The 20,097-nt window shown below is 74.7% G+C and carries 17 protein-coding genes and 1 riboswitch; of the genes, 10 read left to right on the top strand and 7 right to left on the bottom strand.

The annotated features are described in order from the left end of the window. The first annotated feature begins 16 nt into the window (after positions 1-16). From GA0070622_RS04890 to paaN, 3 genes are all read left to right on the top strand, one after another. Positions 17-991 carry a DMT family transporter gene (locus tag GA0070622_RS04890; RefSeq protein WP_091569092.1) on the top strand — a complete coding sequence of 325 codons (975 nt, stop codon included), beginning with the start codon at positions 17-19 and terminating at the stop codon, positions 989-991. A 72-nt stretch (positions 992-1,063) separates the two neighbouring features. Then, positions 1,064-1,196: riboswitch (SAM riboswitch) on the top strand. Between the two features lie 12 nt (positions 1,197-1,208). Continuing rightward, positions 1,209-2,498, top strand: coding sequence for a threonine synthase (gene thrC, locus GA0070622_RS04895; protein ID WP_091569094.1), 1,290 nt, complete (start codon positions 1,209-1,211; stop codon positions 2,496-2,498). A 361-nt stretch (positions 2,499-2,859) separates the two neighbouring features. Next, positions 2,860-4,533, top strand: coding sequence for a phenylacetic acid degradation protein PaaN (paaN, locus tag GA0070622_RS04900; RefSeq protein ID WP_176710420.1), 1,674 nt, complete (start codon positions 2,860-2,862; stop codon positions 4,531-4,533). A gap of 58 nt (positions 4,534-4,591) precedes the next feature. Here the strand turns inward: paaN and GA0070622_RS04905 are convergent, their stop codons facing one another. Next, positions 4,592-5,107, bottom strand: coding sequence for a GNAT family N-acetyltransferase (locus GA0070622_RS04905; protein WP_091569099.1), 516 nt, complete (start codon positions 5,105-5,107; stop codon positions 4,592-4,594). A gap of 223 nt (positions 5,108-5,330) precedes the next feature. On the opposite strand from GA0070622_RS04905, the gene GA0070622_RS04910 reads away from it, so the two are divergent. The 3 genes from GA0070622_RS04910 to groL all read left to right on the top strand — a co-directional run bounded on the left by GA0070622_RS04910 (position 5,331) and on the right by groL (position 8,839). After that, the gene (locus GA0070622_RS04910) at positions 5,331-5,534 is read left to right on the top strand and encodes a cold-shock protein (RefSeq protein ID WP_067305333.1); all 204 of its coding nucleotides are present in this window, start codon (positions 5,331-5,333) and stop codon (positions 5,532-5,534) included. A 110-nt stretch (positions 5,535-5,644) separates the two neighbouring features. Continuing rightward, the gene (locus GA0070622_RS04915; protein ID WP_091569102.1) at positions 5,645-6,943 is read left to right on the top strand and encodes a hypothetical protein; all 1,299 of its coding nucleotides are present in this window, start codon (positions 5,645-5,647) and stop codon (positions 6,941-6,943) included. A 273-nt stretch (positions 6,944-7,216) separates the two neighbouring features. Then, complete coding sequence (gene groL / locus GA0070622_RS04920) at positions 7,217-8,839, top strand: chaperonin GroEL (RefSeq protein ID WP_018787968.1); 1,623 nt, start codon at positions 7,217-7,219, stop codon at positions 8,837-8,839. A gap of 70 nt (positions 8,840-8,909) precedes the next feature. Here groL and GA0070622_RS04925 read toward each other — a convergent pair whose 3' ends face one another. From GA0070622_RS04925 to GA0070622_RS04935, 3 genes are all read right to left on the bottom strand, one after another. Then, positions 8,910-9,152, bottom strand: a complete 243-nt coding sequence (locus GA0070622_RS04925) for a hypothetical protein (RefSeq protein WP_091569104.1) — start codon at positions 9,150-9,152, stop codon at positions 8,910-8,912. A gap of 62 nt (positions 9,153-9,214) precedes the next feature. After that, entirely contained in the window at positions 9,215-10,141 is a 927-nt protein-coding gene (locus tag GA0070622_RS04930) for a GNAT family N-acetyltransferase (RefSeq protein WP_091569106.1), read from the bottom strand. 43 nt (positions 10,142-10,184) lie between these two features. After that, positions 10,185-12,692 carry a S8 family serine peptidase gene (locus GA0070622_RS04935; RefSeq protein WP_091569108.1) on the bottom strand — a complete coding sequence of 836 codons (2,508 nt, stop codon included), beginning with the start codon at positions 12,690-12,692 and terminating at the stop codon, positions 10,185-10,187. Positions 12,693-12,760: 68 nt separating this feature from the next. Here GA0070622_RS04935 and GA0070622_RS04940 point away from each other — a divergent pair, with 68 nt between their 5' ends. Then, a complete protein-coding gene (locus GA0070622_RS04940; RefSeq protein WP_091576889.1) occupies positions 12,761-14,563 on the top strand; it encodes a glycerol-3-phosphate dehydrogenase/oxidase in 1,803 nt (600 codons plus the stop codon). Positions 14,564-14,632: 69 nt separating this feature from the next. Then, positions 14,633-15,142: a hypothetical protein gene (locus tag GA0070622_RS04945; protein WP_091569111.1), complete on the top strand. Its 510-nt coding sequence runs from the start codon at positions 14,633-14,635 to the stop codon at positions 15,140-15,142. Between the two features lies 1 nt (position 15,143). Here the strand turns inward: GA0070622_RS04945 and GA0070622_RS04950 are convergent, their stop codons facing one another. Further along, positions 15,144-16,544: an FAD-binding oxidoreductase gene (locus tag GA0070622_RS04950; protein ID WP_091569114.1), complete on the bottom strand. Its 1,401-nt coding sequence runs from the start codon at positions 16,542-16,544 to the stop codon at positions 15,144-15,146. A 33-nt stretch (positions 16,545-16,577) separates the two neighbouring features. Between GA0070622_RS04950 and GA0070622_RS04955 the strand changes: the two genes are divergently transcribed. Then, positions 16,578-16,910 (top strand): DUF4031 domain-containing protein, encoded by a 333-nt coding sequence (locus tag GA0070622_RS04955; protein WP_091576892.1) that lies wholly within the window; start codon positions 16,578-16,580, stop codon positions 16,908-16,910. Here GA0070622_RS04955 and GA0070622_RS04960 read toward each other — a convergent pair. Beyond that, on the bottom strand, positions 16,836-17,471 hold the full coding sequence (locus GA0070622_RS04960) for an HD domain-containing protein (protein WP_091569117.1): 636 nt from the start codon (positions 17,469-17,471) through the stop codon (positions 16,836-16,838). The genes GA0070622_RS04955 and GA0070622_RS04960 overlap by 75 nt on opposite strands. A 109-nt stretch (positions 17,472-17,580) precedes the next feature. On the opposite strand from GA0070622_RS04960, the gene GA0070622_RS04965 reads away from it, so the two are divergent. Continuing rightward, positions 17,581-18,804 carry an FUSC family protein gene (locus tag GA0070622_RS04965; protein ID WP_245666124.1) on the top strand — a complete coding sequence of 408 codons (1,224 nt, stop codon included), beginning with the start codon at positions 17,581-17,583 and terminating at the stop codon, positions 18,802-18,804. A 24-nt stretch (positions 18,805-18,828) separates the two neighbouring features. On the opposite strand, the gene GA0070622_RS04970 is transcribed toward GA0070622_RS04965, so the two are convergent. Further along, positions 18,829-20,091: an aminotransferase class V-fold PLP-dependent enzyme gene (locus tag GA0070622_RS04970; protein WP_091569120.1), complete on the bottom strand. Its 1,263-nt coding sequence runs from the start codon at positions 20,089-20,091 to the stop codon at positions 18,829-18,831. Between the last annotated feature and the right edge of the window lie 6 nt (positions 20,092-20,097).

The following is a 20,097-nucleotide window of genomic DNA, read 5'->3' on the forward strand; positions in this document are numbered from 1 at the left end:
GAACATAGGAGCCGCGATGCGATCCCGTTCCGCCGCCCTCCCGCTCTTCGCGGTGCTCAGTTGGGGCGTCATGTTCCCCGTCCTGGCCAGCGCGCTCACCCGGGTGGACGCGCTCAACCTGACCACCGCCCGGTACGTGCTCGCCACCGCCGTGCTGGTCGCCCTGCTCCTGGCCCGGGAGGGGGTGACCGCCCTGACCACGCAGCGCCGTGGGGTTGAGGTGCTGCTGCTCGGCGCGCTCGGCTTCGCCGGCTTCAACACGCTCACCAACCTCGCGCTCGGGCACGCGGCCCCGCAGCAGATCGCCCTGTTCGCCGCCACCGTGCCGGTCGTCACCCAGCTGGTCCGCTGGGCGCGGGACGGCATCCGGCCCCGGCCGGCGATGCTCGGCCTCTCCGTGGTCGCGCTCGTCGGCGTCGGTCTGGTGATCACCCGCGGCCGGCTCGACGGGCTCGGCGAGTTCGGTCTCGGCGGGCTGCTCATGGTCGGCGCCGTGCTCGGCTGGGCGTTCTACACCCACGGCGCGACCCGGTTCCCCGAGTGGTCACCGCTGCGCTACACCGCGCTGACCGCCGTCGCCGGCACGATCGCCATGCTCGCCGCCAGCGCCGCCGCCGACCTCACCGGGGTCCAGCACGCCCCGCACGCCGCCGACCTCGTCGCGGTCGCCCCCCAGCTGGCGTACGCGGTGCTGGTCGCCGCCGTGGTCGCGGTGCTGGCCTGGAACACCGGCGTCCGGCGGCTCGGGGCGGCGGACGCCGCGCTGTTCATGAACCTGGTCCCGGTGACCACGTTCGCGGTGCAGATCCTGCGCGGCTACCGGCCGGGCGCGGTCGAGCTGGCCGGCGCCGGGCTGACCGTCGCCGCCCTGGTGGCGGCGAACCTGGTCACCCGTACCCCGGCCCGGCGGGCCACGACGGCGACCCCCGTGCCGGCGGCCGTGGTGGACCGGCCGGCGGTGGTCGAGCCGGTCGCGGTGGTCGGCCGCTGAGCCGGCCCACAGCGTGGGATCCCGAGGTGGCGTGGCCGTGAGCGGCGCATAGACTCGGCGGCACAACTGCATACCTCATCCAGAGGGGCTGAGGGATACGGCCCGAAGACGCCCCGGCAACCACCCGCGCGCTCGACGACGAGCGACAGCGGGCAGGTGCCAATTCCGTCCCCGCCGCACCCGGCGATGCGGGGAAAGATGAGAGGACACCCTCGACATGACGTCGACGCTTCCCGCCGCACCCGGCATCGACACCACCCGCAGCCCGGCCCGCGCCCTGGTCTGTCGCGCCTGTTCCGCGCGGTACCCGCTGGCCGCTCAGCATGCCTGCTACGAGTGCTTCGGGCCGCTGGAGGTCGACTACGACACCGCCGCCCTGGCCACCGTCACCCGGGAGCGCATCGAGGCCGGCCCGAACAGCATCTGGCGGTACGCGGACCTCCTGCCGGCCGGCCAGGACCCGGACACCCGGGTCACCCTGGACCCCGGGTTGACCCCGCTGGTGTCCGCCCCGCACCTCGCCGCCGAACTGGGCCTCACCGGCCCGCTCTGGGTCAAGGACGACAGCGCCAACCCCACCCACTCGTTCAAGGACCGGGTGGTGTCGGTGGCGCTGACCGCCGCCCGGGCGCTCGGCTTCACCCGCTACGCCTGCGCGTCCACCGGGAACCTGGCCAACTCGGTCGCCGCGCACGCCGCGCGCGCCGGCGTGCCGTCGGTGGTCTTCATCCCCGGCGACCTGGAGCAGGGCAAGGTCGTCACCACCGCGGTCTACGGCGGTGACCTGGTCGCCGTCGACGGCTCGTACGACGACGTGAACCGGCTCTGCGGCGAGCTGGTGGAGACCGACGACTTCGAGGACACCGCGTTCGTCAACGTGAACGTCCGGCCCTACTACGCCGAGGGGTCCAAGACGCTCGGCTACGAGGTGGCCGAACAGCTCGGCTGGCGGATCCCGGCCCAGGTGGTCATCCCGATGGCCAGCGGCGAGCTGCTCACCAAGATCGACAAGGCGTTCACCGAGCTGGTCGAGATCGGCCTGGTCGAGGCGCCGGCCGGCGGTTGGCGGGTGTTCGGCGCGCAGTCCGCCGGCTGCAACCCGATCGCCACCGCGCTGCACGCCGACAGCGACACCATCGTCCCGGTCAAGCCGACCGGCATCGCCAAGTCGCTGAACATCGGCGACCCGGCCGCCGGCCTCTACGCGCTGGAGGCGGTGCGCCGCACCGGCGGCTGGATGGAGTACGCCGACGACGACGAGATCCGGGCCGGCATCCGGCTGCTCGCCCGCACCACCGGCGTGTTCGCCGAGACCGCGGGCGGCGTCACGGTCGCGGTGCTGCGCAAGCTGGTGGAGTCGGGCCGGCTCGACCCGACGGCGGAGACGGTCGTCTTCAACACCGGCGAGGGTCTCAAGACGCTCGACGCGGTGGCCGCCCAGGTCGGCCCCACCCACCGCATCAAGCCCAGCCTCCGCGCCGCCCGCGACGCCGACCTCCTCACCTGAGCCTTGATCGACTCGGTCGGGCGGTGGAGGTGGGACTCGCCCGGGTGGGGGATCGGGCAGGACCGGTGGGTAACCGGCGATGTGCGGTGAGTGCCAGAAACCCACCCACAAGGACTTGACGGCAGGAACCGGACGGCGCAAGATGCTTCGTGCGGGAGGGCATCCGCCGGAGACTTTTCAAGTTCTTGCGACCCAACGCCGGAGGCGTTGTGCGGACGTCCCTCCCGACCAACCTCGCGCAGGGCCAGCGGACATCCGCTGGCCCTGTCGCCGTTCCGGCCCGATCCGCTCGCCGGCGACCGATCTTCAGTTGTGACACGCCCCTACTGATCTGGTGGCTTCCTGTTGCATGATGGCGGGCATGACGGAGACCCCGCACCCCCTGTACGACAGGCACCGCGAGACCCTCGACCGGGCGCTGACCGCGATCACGGAGCGCGGGTACTGGTCGGCCTATCCCGAGTCGCCCAGCCCTCGGGTGTACGGCGAGACCGCCGCCGCCGACGGCAAGGCCGCGTTCGAGGCGTACCTGGGCGGGGACTTCCCGCTCGACCAGCCGGGCGACGGCAGCAGCGTCGCCACCGAGGCCAGCCCGTTCGGTGTGCCGCTGGACGTGCGCTACCCGCACGCCGGCGCCGACCAGCTGGTGTCCGCCGCGACCGCCGCGCTGCCGGCCTGGCGCGACGCCGGTCCGCAGGCTCGGGCGGGGGTCTGCCTGGAGATCCTCGACCGTCTCCACAAGAACGTGTTCGAGCTGGCCAACGCCGTGCAGTTCACCAGCGGCCAGGCGTTCGTGATGGCGTTCCAGGCCGGCGGCGCGCACGCGCTGGACCGGGCGCTGGAGGCGGTCGCCTACGCGTACGCGGAGATGAGCCGCCACCCGGGGACGGCCGGCTGGGAGAAGGCCGCCGGCAAGGGCGACCCGCTGCGGATGACCAAGACGTTCCACGTGGTGCCCCGCGGCGTGGCCCTGGTCATCGGCTGCAACACGTTCCCGACCTGGAACTCGTACCCCGGTCTCTTCGCGTCGCTGGTCACCGGCAACCCGGTGGTGGTCAAGCCGCACCCGCGCGCGGTGCTGCCGCTCGCCGTCACTGTGAAGTACGCCCGGCAGGTGCTCGCCGAGGCCGGGTTCGACCCGAACCTGGTGCAGCTCGCCCCCGAGGCGCAGGGTGAGAAGCTCGCCTCGACGCTGGCCCTGCACCCGGCCGTGAAGATCGTCGACTTCACCGGCTCGACCGAGTACGGCGACTGGCTGGAGGCGAACGCCCGGCAGGCCGCCGTCTACACCGAGAAGGCCGGCCTGAACACGGTGGTGATCGACTCCACCGACGACTTCGCCGGGCTCTGCCGCAACCTCGGCTTCACACTGACGCTCTACAGCGGCCAGATGTGCACCACCTCGCAGAACCTGCTGATCCCGCGCGACGGCATCGACACCGACCAGGGGCACAAGAGCTTCGACGAGGTGGCCGCCGGGATCGCCGGCGCGGTCGCCAAGCTGACCGCCGACCCGGCCCGCGGCGTCGAGCTGACCGGCGCGATCGTCAACGACGGGGTGCTGGAGCGGTTGGAGGAGGTCACCAAGGTCGGCGAGCCGGTGCTGGAGTCGCGGTCCGTCGCGCACCCGTCCTTCCCGGGCGCGGTGGTGCGCACGCCGACCGTGGTCAAGCTGGACGCCGGGGACACGGCGACCTACTCGCGGGAGTGGTTCGGGCCGATCTCGTTCGCCATCGCCACCGACTCCACCGAGCACAGCCTGCGCATCCTGCGCGAGACGGTGGGGGAGAAGGGCGCGCTGACCGCGGCGGTCTACTCCACCGACGAGGCGGTGCTGGACGCGGCCGAGGCGGCGGCGATCGACGCCGGGGTGCACCTGTCCTGCAACCTGACCGGTGGCGTCTTCGTCAACCAGTCGGCGGCGTTCTCCGACTTCCACGGCTCCGGCGCCAACCCGGCGGCGAACTCCGCGCTGACCGACGGCGCGTACGTGGCCAACCGGTTCCGGGTCGTGCAGAGCCGCCGGCACGCGTGAAAGGCGGGGCCCCTTCTTAACGCCTCCGGTAGAGAAGGGGCCCCCGCTTAACAACCCGTCAGGCCGCGCGGCGCATCTGGAGTTCGTGCAGGCCGGGGATGCGCGGGTGCGGGACGCGTACCCCGGTGTCGGTGAAGCCCAGCTTCTGGTAGGCCCGGTAGGCGCGGTCGTTGCCGACCACCACCTCCATCATCAGCTCGGGCCGCCCGCAGGCCCGGGACCAGGCCGCCACCTCGTCGACCAGCGCGGCCAGCAGTCCGCTTCCCCGCCGGGCCGGTGTCACGTAGACCGCGTAGACCAGCGTCAGGCCCGGCTCGTCCGGCGCGGCGACCCCACCCGCGTGACCGACCAGGCGGCCGCCCGGGTCCGCCACGAACTGGGCGGTGTGGTCGCCGCGCGAGACCGCCGCCACCCGGGCGGCGAAGTCGGCGTGCGGCCGGGCCGCCGCCTCGGCCACGGTCTCCAGGAAGGCCAGCGGGCTGTCCGCGAGCATCTCCAGCCGGAGGGCGCGCATCCGGGCGGCGTCCTCCGGACGGATCCGGCGGACGGTGGTCAGGACGGTCGTGCTGGTCATGCCGCATGCATACCGGACGGTCCCCGGACGGTGTACGCGGGTGCCGTGTTCCGGGCCGGAATATGCCCGATTTGTGGTCGTGCGCGGTCGTCACGCCTCGTGTAGCGTGCGATTTCGGTCACCGATTCAGCGGCCGTCGCCGATCGCCGAAACCGGTGCGCCGCCGGTGCCGGTCCGCCGGTTCCCGGGTCTTGGAACGCCGCGCAGAGTGAGGAAGTGCACCGTGGCACAGGGCACCGTGAAGTGGTTCAACTCCGAAAAGGGCTACGGCTTCATCGCCGTCGACGGCGGGCAGGACGTGTTCGTCCACTTCTCCGCGATCGAGATGGACGGTTACAAGGCGCTGGACGACGGCCAGCGGGTCGAGTTCGAGATCGCCCAGGGCCAGAAGGGTCCGCAGGCCGAGCGGGTCCGCGTCATCGCCTGACCGGGCCTGGCCCGCCGCCGGCGGCCGAGCCACCCCGACCGGGGCTGCGGTGCGGCCTCGCACCGTGGAAGATCATGAGCCGTTCCAGCCGTTGCCGCTGAGGAGGGCCCATGTCCGACCTGCCCCCGTCGGGTTCCACCGAACCGATGCCCCCGGCGTCGTCCGGTGCGCCGACCGACCCGACCCGGTCCACGCCGCCGACCGCCGGGCCGGTGCCGGGGCAGCCGGGCCCGTCCGGATCGCCCGCACCCGCCGCCGACCCCTGGGCCCGGCCGGTCGTGCCCGAGCAGCCGGGCCCCGGCGCCTCGCCGCCCGCCCACGCCGACCCCGCCACCCCGGCCACGCCTCCGCCGGGTTGGCCCGCGTCGTCCGGCGCCACGCCTCCGCCGGGTTGGCCCGCGTCGTCCGGCCCCACGCCCCCGCCCGGCTGGCCCGCGCCGCCGGGTGACCCGTCGACGGGCTGGGGCTGGCCGGCCGGCGGGCCGGCGTATCCGGGCCACCCGATGCCCGGCGCGCCGTACCCGGCCCAGCCGATGCCCGGTGGCCACTACGGCTGGTATCCGCCCACCGACCCGAACGACCCGCTGGTCACCCCGCCGCACGCCGGTGTCGCCGGCTGGTTCTCGCGGTGCGCCGGCGCGGTACGGCGTGGTTGGCGGCAGCTCCTGCCGATCGTGCTGCTCGCCCAGTGCGTCCCGGCGGCGATCATCTCGGTCCTCTCGCTCTACCTGGTGCCCACCGACGAGCCGGTGACCGGCCCGGACGGCGCGCCGGTGCTGCCCGACGGCTACCTGGAGCACATGTTCGCCTTCTACGGCGTGGTCATGCTCGCCGCGTTGATCTTCGGCCCGGTGCAGGCCGCCGGCTGGGGCGCGGGCACGTGGGTGGTCGCCCGACAGGCCGCCGGTGAGCCGGCCGGTCTCGGCGCGGCCCTCCGGTACGGGCTGCGCCGCGCGCTCGGTCTCTGGGGCTGGACCATCGTGGCCTCGCTGCTGATCACCGTGGGCGCGTGCCTCTGCCTGTTGCCCGGCGTCTACGTCGGGTTCGCGGTCGCCCTGTTCGGACCGGTCTACCTGTTCGAGCGGCAGGAGCCGATCGGGCGGGCCTGGCGGATGTTCCACCAGCGGTTCGGCATGGTGCTGGGCCGGGTGGCGCTGGTGATGTGCGCGCTGCTCGCGGCGACCGTGCTGGACCTGGTGGTCAGCACGGTGAGCGGGGTGGTGTTCGGGGCCGACCCGACGAGCGCGCCGGGCACCACCGTCGGCGCGGTGGCGCTGGCCGTGGTCGGCGCCGCGTTGGCCGCGCCGGCCTACCTGGCGCAGCTGGTCGGGCTGGTCGTCGCCTACGCCGAACAGCGGGCGCAGGAAGGCCCGGTGAACGCGGCCCGACTGGCGGCGGAACTCGGCTGAGCGGGGCCGTCGTGCTTGCACTCGGCTAGGGAGAGTGCTAAACAAGTCATTGGCACTCGCGTACGGTGAGTGCCAGAAGGTCGGGGCGGTAGGGCCACGATCGCGCCGGTGCCGAAGGGGTGCCGGAGCGGTACGAGGCCGGTCGTCGCGGGCTGTCCGGCCCGACCGAGGAGACGTCGTCGTCGCCAGGTGGCGACGTCCCCAAGGTGCGTACACCAGACGGCCCATCCGGGCATCCGGGTGGCCCGTGAGTGTCCAGGAGGACAACGCCGTATGGCCAAGATGATCGCGTTCGACGAAGAGGCGCGCCGCGGCCTCGAGCGGGGCATGAACCAGCTCGCCGACGCCGTGAAGGTGACCCTCGGCCCCAAGGGCCGCAACGTCGTGCTCGAGAAGAAGTGGGGTGCCCCCACCATCACCAACGATGGTGTGAGCATCGCCAAGGAGATCGAGCTCGAGGACCCGTACGAGAAGATCGGCGCCGAGCTGGTCAAGGAGGTCGCGAAGAAGACCGACGACGTCGCCGGTGACGGCACGACGACGGCGACCGTCCTGGCCCAGGCCCTGGTCCGTGAGGGTCTGCGCAACGTGGCCGCCGGCGCCAACCCGATGGCCCTGAAGCGGGGCATCGAGGCCGCCGTCGCCAACGTCTCGGAGGAGCTGCTCAAGCTCGCCAAGGACGTGGAGACCAAGGAGCAGATCGCCTCCACCGCCTCCATCTCCGCCGCCGACCCCAGCGTCGGCGAGATCATCGCCGAGGCGATGGACAAGGTGGGCAAGGAAGGCGTCATCACCGTCGAGGAGAGCAACACCTTCGGCCTGGAGCTCGAGCTCACCGAGGGCATGCGCTTCGACAAGGGCTACATCTCCGCCTACTTCATGACCGACCCGGAGCGTATGGAGGCCGTCTTCGACGACCCCTACATCCTGATCGTCAACAGCAAGATCTCGTCGGTGAAGGACCTGCTCCCGATCCTGGAGAAGGTCATGCAGTCGGGCAAGCCGCTGCTGATCATCGCCGAGGACCTGGAGGGCGAGGCCCTCGCCACCCTGGTGGTCAACAAGGTCCGGGGCACCTTCAAGTCGGTCGCCGTCAAGGCGCCGGGCTTCGGTGACCGCCGCAAGGCCATGCTGACCGACATCGCCATCCTCACCGGTGGCCAGGTCATCAGCGAGGAGGTCGGCCTCAAGCTGGACGCGACCGGCCTCGAGATGCTGGGCCGCGCCCGCAAGGTCGTGGTGACCAAGGACGAGACCACCATCGTCGACGGTGCCGGCGACGCCGAGCAGATCCAGGGCCGGGTGAACCAGATCCGGGCCGAGATCGACAAGAGCGACTCCGACTACGACCGGGAGAAGCTGCAGGAGCGTCTGGCCAAGCTGGCCGGCGGTGTTGCGGTGATCAAGGTCGGCGCGGCCACCGAGGTCGAGCTGAAGGAGCGCAAGCACCGCATCGAGGACGCTGTCCGCAACGCGAAGGCCGCCGTCGAGGAGGGCATCGTCCCGGGTGGTGGCGTCGCGCTGGTGCAGGCCGGCAAGACCGCCTTCGACAAGCTGGACCTGGCCGGCGACGAGGCCACCGGCGCGCAGATCGTCAAGATCGCGCTGGACGCCCCGCTGCGGCAGATCGCCGTCAACGCCGGCATGGAGGGTGGCGTCGTCGTCGAGCGGGTCCGCAACCTCGACCCGGGTCACGGCCTCAACGCCGCGACCGGCGAGTACGTGGACCTGCTGGCCGCGGGCATCATCGACCCGGCCAAGGTGACGCGTTCCGCGCTGCAGAACGCCGCCTCGATCGCCGCGCTGTTCCTCACCACCGAGGCCGTCGTGGCGGACAAGCCGGAGAAGACCCCGGCCGCCCCGGCTGGTCCGGGTGGCGGGGAGATGGACTTCTGAGTCCAGCTCCATCCCGTACGCCGAAGGGGGCGGGCCGCGTCAAGCGGTCCGCCCCCTTTCCGCGTACGTGTCAGGTGGGCAGCGGGCGTTGGTTGCGGCGCTTCTTCGCCCGGTCGTACGGGGGCGGCAGCCACCTCGGTTCGTCCACCGGCTGCCGTGGCTCCTCCACGGGTGGCTGGTCGGCCCCGGCCAGCTCGGCGAGCTGTTCGGCGTCGCCGACGTCGAGCCGGTCGAACGGGAGCTGCCCGGGAAGCTCGTCGGTCGGGCGTCGGCCCGTGGCCGGGTCGTCGGCCCGTTCGTCATCCGTGCTCATGCACCGCCTCCTCCTGCCTACCGACCGTAGGGCCCGGGTGACGCCATGGAGGGTGAACGGCGTTATGCCCTTTTGATGGCTTTCCGGTAGAGGAAGAAGACGCGCTCGATCCGGGCGCCCGCCGCGCCGGAGTAGAACGGCACCGGGCCCACCCAGCCGATCTGCGCCGCGCCGATCCCGGACGCCGCCTGGTCCCGCAGGCATCGGCGCAGCAGCACCCCGCCGATGCCGGACCCCTCGGCCGCCGGGGCGGTGCCCATCGGCCCGAACCAGCTCGGTCGCGCCGACCCCCAGGCCGCGAAGCCGAGGATCTCCCCGTCCCGTTCGGCCAGGTGCGCGCCCGCGTCCGGGCGACCCGCCGAACCGGCCAGCTCGCCGTCCCAGGTGCCGCCGAACGTGGCCCGGGCGAACGCGGTCAACGCCGGCAGGTCCGCCGGTCCGGCCCGACGTACGGTCACGCCCCGCCCGGCCAGCCGCTGCTCGGCGGCCTCGGTGGAGCGCAGCGCCGGCGACCCCTCGGTCAGCTCGGCGGTCATGTTCCAGGCCGTCCGGTCCTGCCGGAAGCCGAGCCGTGACGCGGCGCAGACCGCCGGCGTGTAACGCACGTCGATCCCCGGCCAGGCGTAGTGCGGCGGGTTGCCGGCCAGCAGCAGCTCGGCGGCGCCGAGCGCGGCCAGCCGGGCCTCCGCCTCCGCGAGCAGCGCGCCACCGACCCCCTGGCGGCGTTCCGCCGGGGCCACCGCGACCAGGTCGACGTGGCCGAGCCGGGGATCGGTCGCCGACAGCGAACCCACCAGCACCCCGACCAGGTTGCCGTCGCGTACCGCGCCGAGCCGCAGCACGGTCCGGTCGGCCGCGGCCCGGTCGGCGAGCGTGGTCACCACGGCCGACGCCTCGGCCGCGTCCTCCGGCAGGTCGAGCGACCACCGGCAGAGTTCGACGACCTCGGGCAGGCGGTCCCGGCCCAGCTCGATGATCTCCACGTCCATGGTCGCCGACCCTAGGTCATCGACGCCGCAATGGACAGGGTTCCTAACCGCTGGAGGTCGCCCGGGCGGCCCGCACCGCCGCGTACGCGTCGACCAGGCCCGCGCCGACCAGGTCCCGGCTGCCCCCGCAGGGCGCGCCGGCGGGGACCGTGGCCGGGGTGGCCGTGTCGGCGAGGATCCGCCGGGTCCGGTCCAGGTCGCCGACCAGCGCCGGGTTCGCCGACCACATCAGCGCCACCACGCCGGCCACCTGCGGCGTGGCCATCGAGGTGCCGTCCAGGGTGGTGTAACCGCCGCCGGGGAACGCCGACGGCACCGCCGCGCCGGGAGCCACCAGATCGGGCTTGCCGGCCGTTGCGGCCGGGCCCCGGCTGGAGAAGTCGGTGAGCCGGCGGCTCCGGTCGACCGCGCCGACCGTGAGCACGTCCGGGTACGGCGCCGGCGGGTCGACGATCGACCCGCAGTGCGGACCGGTGTTGCCGGCGGCGGCCACCACCAGGATGCCGGCGGCGGCCAGCGCGGCGGTGGCCGGGCGCAGGGCTCCAGGGTCGCAGCCCTCCAGCGGCGGGCAGCCCCACGAGTTGGTCAGCACGTCCGGTGCGCGCGCCGGACGGCCGTCGGTGAACGGGTCCCCGCCGGGCGGGAACGGGGCCAGCATGAACTGGAGGCAGTCGAGGTAGCGGGCCGGGCTGCCCAGGTTGCGGTCCAGGTTGACGCAGCCCACCCAGCGCGCCCCGGGCGCCACCCCGATCCCGTCGCGGCCGACCGCGCTGCCCAGCGTGTGGGTGCCGTGGCCGCCCCGGTCGGCCGGCGCGCGGCGGTGCTCCCACGGGTCGTACCAGGAGTCGTCGCCGCCCCGGAAGCCCGCGGCCAGCGCCGGGTGCCGGCCGTCCACCCCGGAGTCCGAGCTGCCCACCACCACGCCGGTGCCGGTGACGCCCAGCTCCGACCAGACCCGGTCGGCGCCGATCAGCGACACGTTCCAGGTCGGGCCGGTCGGCGCCGGGGTGTCACCCCGGGCCGGCGGCGCCGCCGCGGGCAGCGGGCGCGGACGCTGGCCGACCAGCACCCGGGCCACCTCCGGCCGGCCGGAGAGCCACGCCCGCACCGCCGGCCCGCCGTCCGTCTCGATCGCGTTGACCAGGTAGTAGGGCGTCGGGTTCAGGCGCAGTCCACGCAGCGTGCGGCGCAGGTCGCCCTGCGTCCGGTCGGCGGTCGCGACCAGCCGCCGGTAGACCTCGGCGGCCCGCGCGTCCCGTCCCGCCCGGCCCGGGGCGCCGGCCGGCAGGCCGCTCAGGTCGGCCTGCTCCCGCAGCACCACCAGCAGCCGCTCGCCGTACAGACCCGGTTGGCCGGGCACCACGTACACCACCGCCACGGCGGCCAGCAGCGCGCCGGCGGCCAACGCGGCCGGACCGCGCCGGGGCGCGCCGGCGCGGCTACGGGCGAACAACACGCCGTACCCGACGGCGAGCAGCACCGCGACGGCGAACCCGGCGCCGGTGCCGACCGCGACCCAGTACGGCACGTCGCGGGCGGCGGCCAGCAGGAGCGTGACCTCCTCCGGGTCGGTGAAGGCCAGCGGCCCGGCGAGTGCCAGGCCGACCAGCCAGCCCGCCGGCGCCGAGCCGGCCGCCCGGCCGCCGTGCCGGGCCGCGGCGTCCAGCGCGCCCAGCACGAAACCGAGCGGTGGCAGCAGGACCAGCGCCGGGAGCTGCGCGCCGGACTGCCCGGCCCCGGCGGCCAGCATCGTCAGCGTGACGCCGGCGACCAGGCCGCCGAGCAGTACCGGGCGGACCGGCCGGCGCGCGGAACCGGCGCCGAACGCGGCCCAGAACCCGGGACCCAGCAGCACCCCGGCGAGGACGCCGAGCGCGGCGGCGGCCAGCCCGGCGAGCAGCGTCTCCGACGCCCCGCCCAGTGCGCCGATCCAGGCCCAGGGCAGCAGCATGGCCAGCCCGGCGGCGATCGCCAGCAACGGCACCGCCCCGAACCGCCCGCCCCGGCCCACCTCCCCGGCCACAGCACCCGTCGCGGCCGGGCCGGCCTGCGCCGTCGGGCCGGCGCCGGGGGTCGGCGGCCCGGCGGGGAAGGGCGCCGCCGGAGGGGCGACCGGGCGACGGCGGTCGAGCCGCGTCGCCACCAGCGCGAGCAGCGCGGCGGTCACCGCCAGCGCCCCCAGGTACGCCTCGTGGTGCACCGGCGGCACCACCCGGAGCAACGTCGCCGCGCCGAGCGCGAGTACCCCGGCGGTCCAGGCGCGGCCGGTCGCCCGCAGGGCCGGTGAGCGGGGCGCCAGCGCCAACGCCAGTGCGGGCGCGCCGACCAGCAGCACGGTGGCCGCCGCCACCACCGGCCACACCGCCAGGGCCCGGTCCAGCCCGCTGACCAGCACCACCTGGTCGACCAACCAGCCGGTGACCTGGCCGGGCACGGTGACCAGCACGGCCCACAGGCCGGTCAGCACCGCCGCGACGACCGGCCACGGCCCGGTCTCGCGGGGTGGTGGCGGGGGTACGGGAACAGCGGGCGGGCCGGTGAGCATGGTCATCACGGTACGGCCGGGACGTGTCGCGGTGGCGCGGGGACGGTTACCGTGGACGGGTGCGCGACCCCAACGTGTCCCGATCCGAGGCCGGTCAGCTCTCCGCCGAGCGCCGCGCCGACGACCTGCGCCGGCTTCGCGCCGAGCGGTTCGACGTGCTGGTCATCGGCGGTGGCGTCACCGGTGCGGGCGCCGCGCTGGACGCCGCGTCCCGGGGCCTGAAGGTCGCCCTGGTCGAGGCGCGCGACTATGCCGCCGGCACCTCCAGCCGGTCCAGCAAGCTGATCCACGGTGGTCTGCGCTACCTCGAACAGTTGGAGTTCCACCTGGTCCACGAGGCGCTGACCGAACGCGGGCTGCTGGCCACCCGGCTCGCCCCGCACCTGGTCCGCCCGGTGCCGATCCTGGTGCCGCTGCCGGCCGAGGGTGGCGCCCGTGACGTGCCCCGACGGATCTTCCGCCGCTCCTACTACGGGCTCGGCGTGGCCGCGTACGACGTGTTCGCCGGGGTGTTCGGCGGGGGCCGTGGGATGCCGCTGCACCGGCACCTGACCCGCGAGGGCGCCCGGCGGATCTTCCCCAGCCTCCGGCCGGACACGCTGGCCGGCGCGATCCGCTACTACGACGGCCAGGTCGACGACGCCCGCCTCGTGGTGACGCTGGCCCGCACCGCGGCCAGCCTCGGCGCGACAGTGGTCACCAGCGCCCGGGCGGTCGGCCTGACCCGCCAGGCCCGCGAGGTGACCGGGGTCCGGGTGCGCGACCTGGAGGCGCCGGCCGACGCGCCGGACGCCGAGTTCGAGGTACGGGCGCGCACCGTGATCGCCGCGACCGGCGTGTGGAGCGACGACATGTCGCGGATGCTCAACGACGTCGGGCTCCGTCCCAAGCTGCGGGTCCGGGCCTCCAAGGGCGTGCACCTCGTGGTGCCCCGCTCGGCCATCGTCGGCGAGACCGGGCTGATCCTGCGCACCGCGACGAGCGTGCTGTTCGTCATCCCGTGGGGCGGCCACTGGATCATCGGCACCACCGACACCGACTGGCAGCTCGACCGGTCCCACCCGGCCGCGACCGCGGGCGACATCGACTACCTGCTGTCGCAGGTCAACACCGTGCTGGACCGGCCGTTGACCACCGCCGACATCGAGGGCGTCTACGCCGGGCTGCGACCGCTGCTGGCCGGCGAGGCGGACTCCACCTCCAAGCTCTCCCGGGAGCACGCCGTGGTGGAGCCGATGCTCGGCCTGTTGCTGGTGGCCGGCGGCAAGTACACGACCTACCGGGTGATGGCCGCCGACGTGGTCGACCGGGCCATGCACCGGCTCGGGCAGACCCGGCCGTCGCGCACCGCCGACCTGCCGCTGCTCGGCGCCGACGGGTACGCGGCCCTGTGGCGGGACCGGGCCGACCTGGCCCGCCGGCACGGGGTGGCGGTCGGCGTGGTCGAGCACCTGCTGGAGCGCTACGGCAACCTCACCCTGGACCTGCTCGCCCTGGTCGACGCCGACCCGCTGCTCGGCTCGCCGCTGGCCGGCGCGCCGGAGTACCTGGCCGCCGAGGTGACGTACGCGGCCCGCGCCGAGGGCGCGCTGCACCTGGAGGACGTGCTCACCCGGCGTACCCGGATCTCCATCGAGACCAGTCATCGCGGAATGGAGTCGGCCGAGCACACCGCGGAGTTGATGGGCGCGGTGCTCGGCTGGGACGCGGCGACCCGGGCCCGGGAGGTCGCCCACTACCGGGCGCGGGTCGAGGCCGAGCGGGAGTCGCAGCTCATGTCGGACGACGTCGCGGCCGACGCGGCGCGGCTCGGCGCGCCGGACGTGCGCGGTTTCGCCGCCGACCGGGGGACCGAACTCCCCACCTCGCCGCGCTGAGAAAACCGGAACCCCTACCGGCCGCTCGGCCGGTGGTGCGCGCTACCTACGGAAGTGTAGGTTTCCCGCGTGGTTCGCCCAACCTGGTCGCGCGTCGCCGCCCTCTCCGCCGGCATTCTGCTGGCGACCACCCTGACCGGCTGCACACTCTTCGGCCGGGCCGAAGGGGCCACCACACCCGGTCAGCAGGGCTCCGCCGCACCGACCCCGGCCGGGAAACGTGTCTCCCTGGTGCAGCGGCTGGGTGCGGACGGGCCGGTCCGCACGCTCGACGTGGACCCGACCGGCCGGTGGCAGTGCCGTGACTGCGCCGGCGACGGTGTCGACGCGACCGGCACGCTCAACCCCGAGCAGACGCAGCGGTTGCAGCAGATGCTCACCGACCCGGCGCTGGTCGGGGAGACCGACCAGGCGCGGCAGTACAAGCAGGGCTGCATCGGCGTGCTGACCTCGACGCTGCTCGTCCCGCCCGGGCTGACCGTGACCATCCAGGACTGCCCGGGCGAGCCGAAGCCGACGGTCGCCTACGACGTGCTGCTGCTGCTCACCCAGGCGACCCCGGCCGAGGACAAGGGCTGACTCAGATCACCTTGCCCGGGTTGAGCAGCCCGGCCGGGTCCAGCGCCGCCTTGATCGCCTGGTGCACCCGGACGCCCACCGGGCCGATCTCCCGGGCCAGCCAGTCCCGCTTCAGCAGCCCGACGCCGTGCTCCCCGGTGCAGGTGCCGCCCAGTTCCAACCCGAGCCGCATGATCTCGTCGAAGGCCCGCCGCCCCCGGTCCAGACTCACCGGGTCGGCCCGGTCGACCACGATGTTGGGGTGCATGTTGCCGTCCCCGGCGTGACCGACCACGCCGATCGGCACGTCGCACGCCTCGGCGATCCAGGCCACCCCGTCCAGCAGTTCGGCCAGCCGGCCGCGCGGCACCGCCACGTCGTCGATGACCAGGCCGCCGTTGCCGCCGGGGAACGTCTCCGCGGCGAACCGTTCCATCGCCGGATGGGCCAGCCGCCGGGCCTGGAGCAGGGCGGCCGCCTCGGTCGCGTCGGTGGCCGCCCAGACCTCGTCGGCGCCGGCCCCGGTGCACACCTCGGCGATCCGGGCCAGGTCGTCGGCAGCCCTTGCGCCGGTGTCCACCGCCGCCAGCAGCAGCGCCTCGGCGTCGGTGCGCAGACCCATCGGCCGGTACGCCTCGATCGCCAGCAGGTGGGTCCGGTCCAGCAGCTCCAACAGGCTCGGGGTGAGACCCCGCCGGGCGATCCCGGCCACCGCGCCACCGGCCGCCGCCGTGGTCGGGAAGACCGCGACCAGGGTCAGTGACGCCTCCGGCGCCGGGCGCAACGCCACCGTCACCTCGGTGATCACGCCGAGCGTGCCCTCCGAGCCGACGAAGAGCCGGGTCAGGTCGTACCCCGCGACGCCCTTGGCGGTGCGGCGGCCGGTGCGCAACACCTCGCCGGAGGCCAGCACCACCTCCAGGCCGAGCACGTACTCGGTCGTCACGCCGTACTTCACGCAGCACATGCCGCCCGCGTTGGTGGCCACGTTGCCGCCGATGGTCGACGACTCCCACGAGCCCGGGTCCGGCGGGTACCAGAGACCCTGCTCCCGCACCGCCCGGGCCAGCGCCGCGTTGACCACGCCCGGTTGCACCACGGCGAACCGGCCGACCGGGTCGATCTCCCGGATCCGGTCCATCGCCGTGGTGCTCAGCACCAGCGCGCCGGGCACCGCGTTCGCCGCGCCGGCCAGCCCGGTCCGCGCCCCCTGCGGCACCACCGGTACGCCGTGCCGACCGGCCGCGCGGACCGCCGCCACCACGCCCTCGGTGTCCCGCGGCCGGACCACCACCAGCGGGGTGCCCGCGGCGCACATGTCCGCCTCGTCGCGTTCGTGCCCGGCCAGCAGGTCCGGATCGGTCAGCACGGCGGCGTCGCCGAGCGCTGCCCGCAGGTCGTCGAGGAGGGGATGGGCGGCCATGCCGGGAAGGCTACCGGCGTACCGTTGGTCGCCGTGCTCTACCTGGACCCGCCCACGGTGCCCTGGCGCGGCCGGCTGTGGTCGCACCTGATCAGCGACGTCTCCTACGCGGAGCTGCACGCCTTCGCCGAGATGCTCGGCGCGCCCCGGCGCGGCTTCGACCGGGACCACTACGACCTGCCCGCCGAGCGGTTCCGGGTCGCGGTCTGGCTGGGCGCGACGGTGGTCGGATCCCGGGACATCGTCCGCCTGCTGCGCGCCGCCGACCTGCGCCGCCCCAAGCCCCGAGCCTCAGCCGAGGCGCGCGAGTTCCCGGCTCAGGTTGGCCCGGGCGGCGTCCTCCCAGCGGGCGTGCGGCTCGGGTAGGCGGTAGAGCGCCGGCAGGCCGAGCAGGTGCCGCAGCACGGCCGCCCGGCCGGCGCGGAAGTCCGGCTCGGGGACGTGGGCGTACTCCCGGCGGATCGCGGCGGCGTAGCGGTCGTAGCCGTCCGGTGGGGCGGCCAGCACGGCCAGGTCGGCGTCGCAGAGCAGCGCGCCGTCCGGGTCGTCCGGGCCGACCGCGTGGTCGGCGGTGAGCAGCACCAGGCGGCGTACCTCGGTCACCGCCGCGGCCGGCAGTCCGGCGGCGGTGAGCAACGTGTCGCCCAGCTCGGCGCTGGCCCGCTCGTTGGTGTCGCCGCCGGCCCGCGGGTCGTGGACCACGTCGTGGCACCACGCGGCCAGCCGGACCAGGTCGGGTCGGCGGGCGGAGTCCGCGTACGCGTCCACCACGTCGAGGACCGCCCGCAGGTGGTCCACCGTGTGGTACCGCCGGTGGGGTTCCCGCCAGCCGGCCAGCAGGCGCGCCCCGGCCCGGTCCACGCCCGCCGGGTCGGTGGCGCCGGCCGCGAGGGCGGCGTCCCGCCACCGTGCCGTCAGGTCGTCCATCGGCTGAAGTCTGCCCCATCGCGGGCGGCGCGAGGATTCACCCGGGGTGGGACGGGTAGTACCGGCCATGGCCGTGGCCCGGGACCGACGACAGCCGTTCCTGCGGCGCATGACGTCACGCGAAGCGTTGGGCGACCTCGACGGGCCCCGGATCGCCGCCGCCATGGACGAGCTGCGGGATCGGAGCAAGGCCACCCTGCACGACCGGCTGCACCGGGTCCGTACCGCCTTCGGTCTGGCGCTGCAGGCCGGGCTCGCCGCCGGCCTGGCGTACCTGATCTCGCACCGGCTGCTGAAGAACCCGCAGCCGGTGTTCGCCCCGATCTCCGCGGTGGGCACGCTCGCCGCCTCGGTGGGCCAGCGGTTCCGGCGCACCGTCGAGCTGATCGTCGGGGTCGCGGTCGGCGTCCTCGTCGGCGACGTGCTGATCTACTTCCTCGGCACCGGCGCCTGGCAGCTCGCGCTGGTGGTGACGTCGGCGATTCTGTTGACCATCTTCGCCGGGGCGAGCGTGGCCATCGTGATCCAGGCGGCGGCCACCGCGGTGCTGATCGTGACGCTCAGCCCGTCCACCCAGAACCTGGAGTTCCCCCGCTTCGTCGACGCCTTCCTCGGCGGTGGCATCGCGTTGCTGGTCACCGCCATCCTGCTCCCGCTCAACCCGCTGCGGGTCATCAACCGGGCCGCCCGCCCCGCGCTGGACCTGCTCGCCGGTCAGTTGGACACCTGCGCCGAGGCGCTGCGCAACCAGGACCGGGGCGCCGCCCAGCGGGCGCTGTTCCGGCTGCGGGAGAACAAGGAGGAACTGGCGGCGCTCTCCGAGGCGATCGAGGGCGCCAAGGAGACCATCACCATCTCGCCGGCCCGCTGGCACCGGCGCAGCGAGCTGACCCACTACGCGGAGGCGGCCGAGCCGATCGACCGGGCGATGCGCAACAGCGGCACCCTGATCCGCCGCTCGGTCACCATGATCGAGGACGAGGAGCCGATCCCCGAGCCGATGCCGGACGCGATCGCCCACCTCGCCGAGTCGGTACGCCTGCTGCGGCACGAGTTCGCCGCCGGCGAGGAGCCGGAGCAGGCGCGCGAGCGGTCGCTGCGCGCGGTCAGCGAGGCCGGCCGGGCGTACGCCGAGGGGGTGGGCTTCTCCGGCAGCGTGGTGATCGCGCAGGTGCGGACCACCGCCAGCGACCTGTTGGTGGCCTCCGGCGTCGACCAGGAGGAGGCGAACCGGCTGATCCGGCAGGCGTTCGGCGAGAAGGAGCAGCGCAGCGGCGAGCCCACCGAGCAGAGCCCGGCCCCCAAGCCCCCCACCGCACCCCCCGTCGGCTGACCCTCCACCGACCGGCGGGGGTGGTCAGGGGAGGGTGGCGAGGGCGGTGAGGAGGGTGTCCACCTCTTGTGCGGTGGTGCCCAGGCCGAGGCTGGCGCGCAGGGCGGTGGGGGGCAGGTCGGTGCGGCCGGAGCGCGCGGCGGCCTCGGACAGCAGGCGGCGGGTCAGCGGGTGGGCGCAGAACAGGCCGTCCCGCACCCCGATCCGGTGCCGGGTCGCCAGGTGGGCGGCCACCTCGGCGGAGTCCCGCCCGGCGACCACGAAGCTGACGATGCCCACCCGGGGCGCCTCCGGGCCGAACGCGCGCAGCTCCACCACGTCGGGCAGGGCGGCCAGACCGGACCGCAGCCGGGCCAGCAGGGCCTGCTCCCGGGCGTGCAGCGCGCTCCGGTCGGCGGCCGCGAGCGCCTCGCAGACCGCGCCCAGCGCCACCGCGCCGAGCAGGTTCGGGGTGCCCGCCTCGTGGCGCGCCGGGCCGGTCGCCCAGCGCACCTCGTGGGTGGCCGCGCCGACGTGGCTGGTGGCCCCGCCGCCGGCCAGGTACGGCGGTGCGGCGTCCAGCCAGTCCGCCCGCCCGACCAGCACGCCCGCGCCGAACGGGGCGTAGAGCTTGTGACCGGAGAGCGCCAGGTAGTCCACGTCCGACGCGGTCAGGTCGACCGGCGCGTGCGGGGCCAGTTGGGCGGCGTCGACCAGGATGCGGGCGCCGTGCCGGTGGGCCACCCGGGCCAGGTCGGCGACCGGCCAGCACTCGCCGGTCACGTTGCTGGCGCCGGTCACCGCGACCAGCACCGGCAGTCCGGGCCGGGCGTCACGGGCCAGCTCGCCGAGCGCCGCGGCGAGGGACCGGACCGCGCCGGCCGGGCTGTCCGGGACCGGCAGCCGCACCGAGCCGCGCGGCCAGGGGAGCAGGTTCGCGTGGTGCTCGCCGCCGAACGTGACCACCGTGGTGCCGGCGGGAAGCGCCCGGGCCAGCAGGTTCACCGCGTCGGTGGTGTTCCGGGTGAAGATCACGTGATCGTCGGGGCGGGCGCCGACGAAGTCCGCCACGCTCTGCCGCGCCCGCTCGTAGGCCAGCGTGCAGCGCCGGGACAGCGCGCCCGCGCCGCGGTGCACGCTCGCGTACCAGGGAAGCAGCTCGGCCACCGCGTCGGCCGCGGCCCGCGCGCACGGCGCGCTGGCGGCGTGGTCCAGGTTGATCTCCCCCGGTACGCCGAGCACGCCGAGCGGGTCGGGCCGGACCGGCGTGGGCAGCACAGGAGCGGGCGGTACGAGGGTGAGGGTCATGCCGGA

This window comes from Micromonospora sediminicola (assembly GCF_900089585.1).
Lineage (GTDB): Bacteria > Actinomycetota > Actinomycetes > Mycobacteriales > Micromonosporaceae > Micromonospora > Micromonospora sediminicola.

Excerpts from the sequence above, each read along its gene's own strand:
- GA0070622_RS04925 (WP_091569104.1), bottom strand. The coding sequence starts at position 9,152 with ATGAGCACGGATGACGAACGGGCCGACGACCCGGCCACGGGCCGACGC.
- GA0070622_RS04960 (WP_091569117.1), bottom strand. The coding sequence starts at position 17,471 with ATGGACGACCTGACGGCACGGTGGCGGGACGCCGCCCTCGCGGCCGGC.
- GA0070622_RS04930 (WP_091569106.1), bottom strand. The coding sequence starts at position 10,141 with ATGGACGTGGAGATCATCGAGCTGGGCCGGGACCGCCTGCCCGAGGTC.
- paaN (WP_176710420.1), top strand. The coding sequence starts at position 2,860 with ATGACGGAGACCCCGCACCCCCTGTACGACAGGCACCGCGAGACCCTC.
- GA0070622_RS04890 (WP_091569092.1), top strand. The coding sequence starts at position 17 with ATGCGATCCCGTTCCGCCGCCCTCCCGCTCTTCGCGGTGCTCAGTTGG.
- GA0070622_RS04965 (WP_245666124.1), top strand. The coding sequence starts at position 17,581 with ATGACGTCACGCGAAGCGTTGGGCGACCTCGACGGGCCCCGGATCGCC.
- GA0070622_RS04950 (WP_091569114.1), bottom strand. The coding sequence starts at position 16,544 with ATGGCCGCCCATCCCCTCCTCGACGACCTGCGGGCAGCGCTCGGCGAC.
- GA0070622_RS04970 (WP_091569120.1), bottom strand. The coding sequence starts at position 20,091 with ATGACCCTCACCCTCGTACCGCCCGCTCCTGTGCTGCCCACGCCGGTC.
- GA0070622_RS04915 (WP_091569102.1), top strand. The coding sequence starts at position 5,645 with ATGTCCGACCTGCCCCCGTCGGGTTCCACCGAACCGATGCCCCCGGCG.
- GA0070622_RS04905 (WP_091569099.1), bottom strand. The coding sequence starts at position 5,107 with ATGACCAGCACGACCGTCCTGACCACCGTCCGCCGGATCCGTCCGGAG.
- GA0070622_RS04935 (WP_091569108.1), bottom strand. The coding sequence starts at position 12,692 with ATGACCATGCTCACCGGCCCGCCCGCTGTTCCCGTACCCCCGCCACCA.
- groL (WP_018787968.1), top strand. The coding sequence starts at position 7,217 with ATGGCCAAGATGATCGCGTTCGACGAAGAGGCGCGCCGCGGCCTCGAG.
- thrC (WP_091569094.1), top strand. The coding sequence starts at position 1,209 with ATGACGTCGACGCTTCCCGCCGCACCCGGCATCGACACCACCCGCAGC.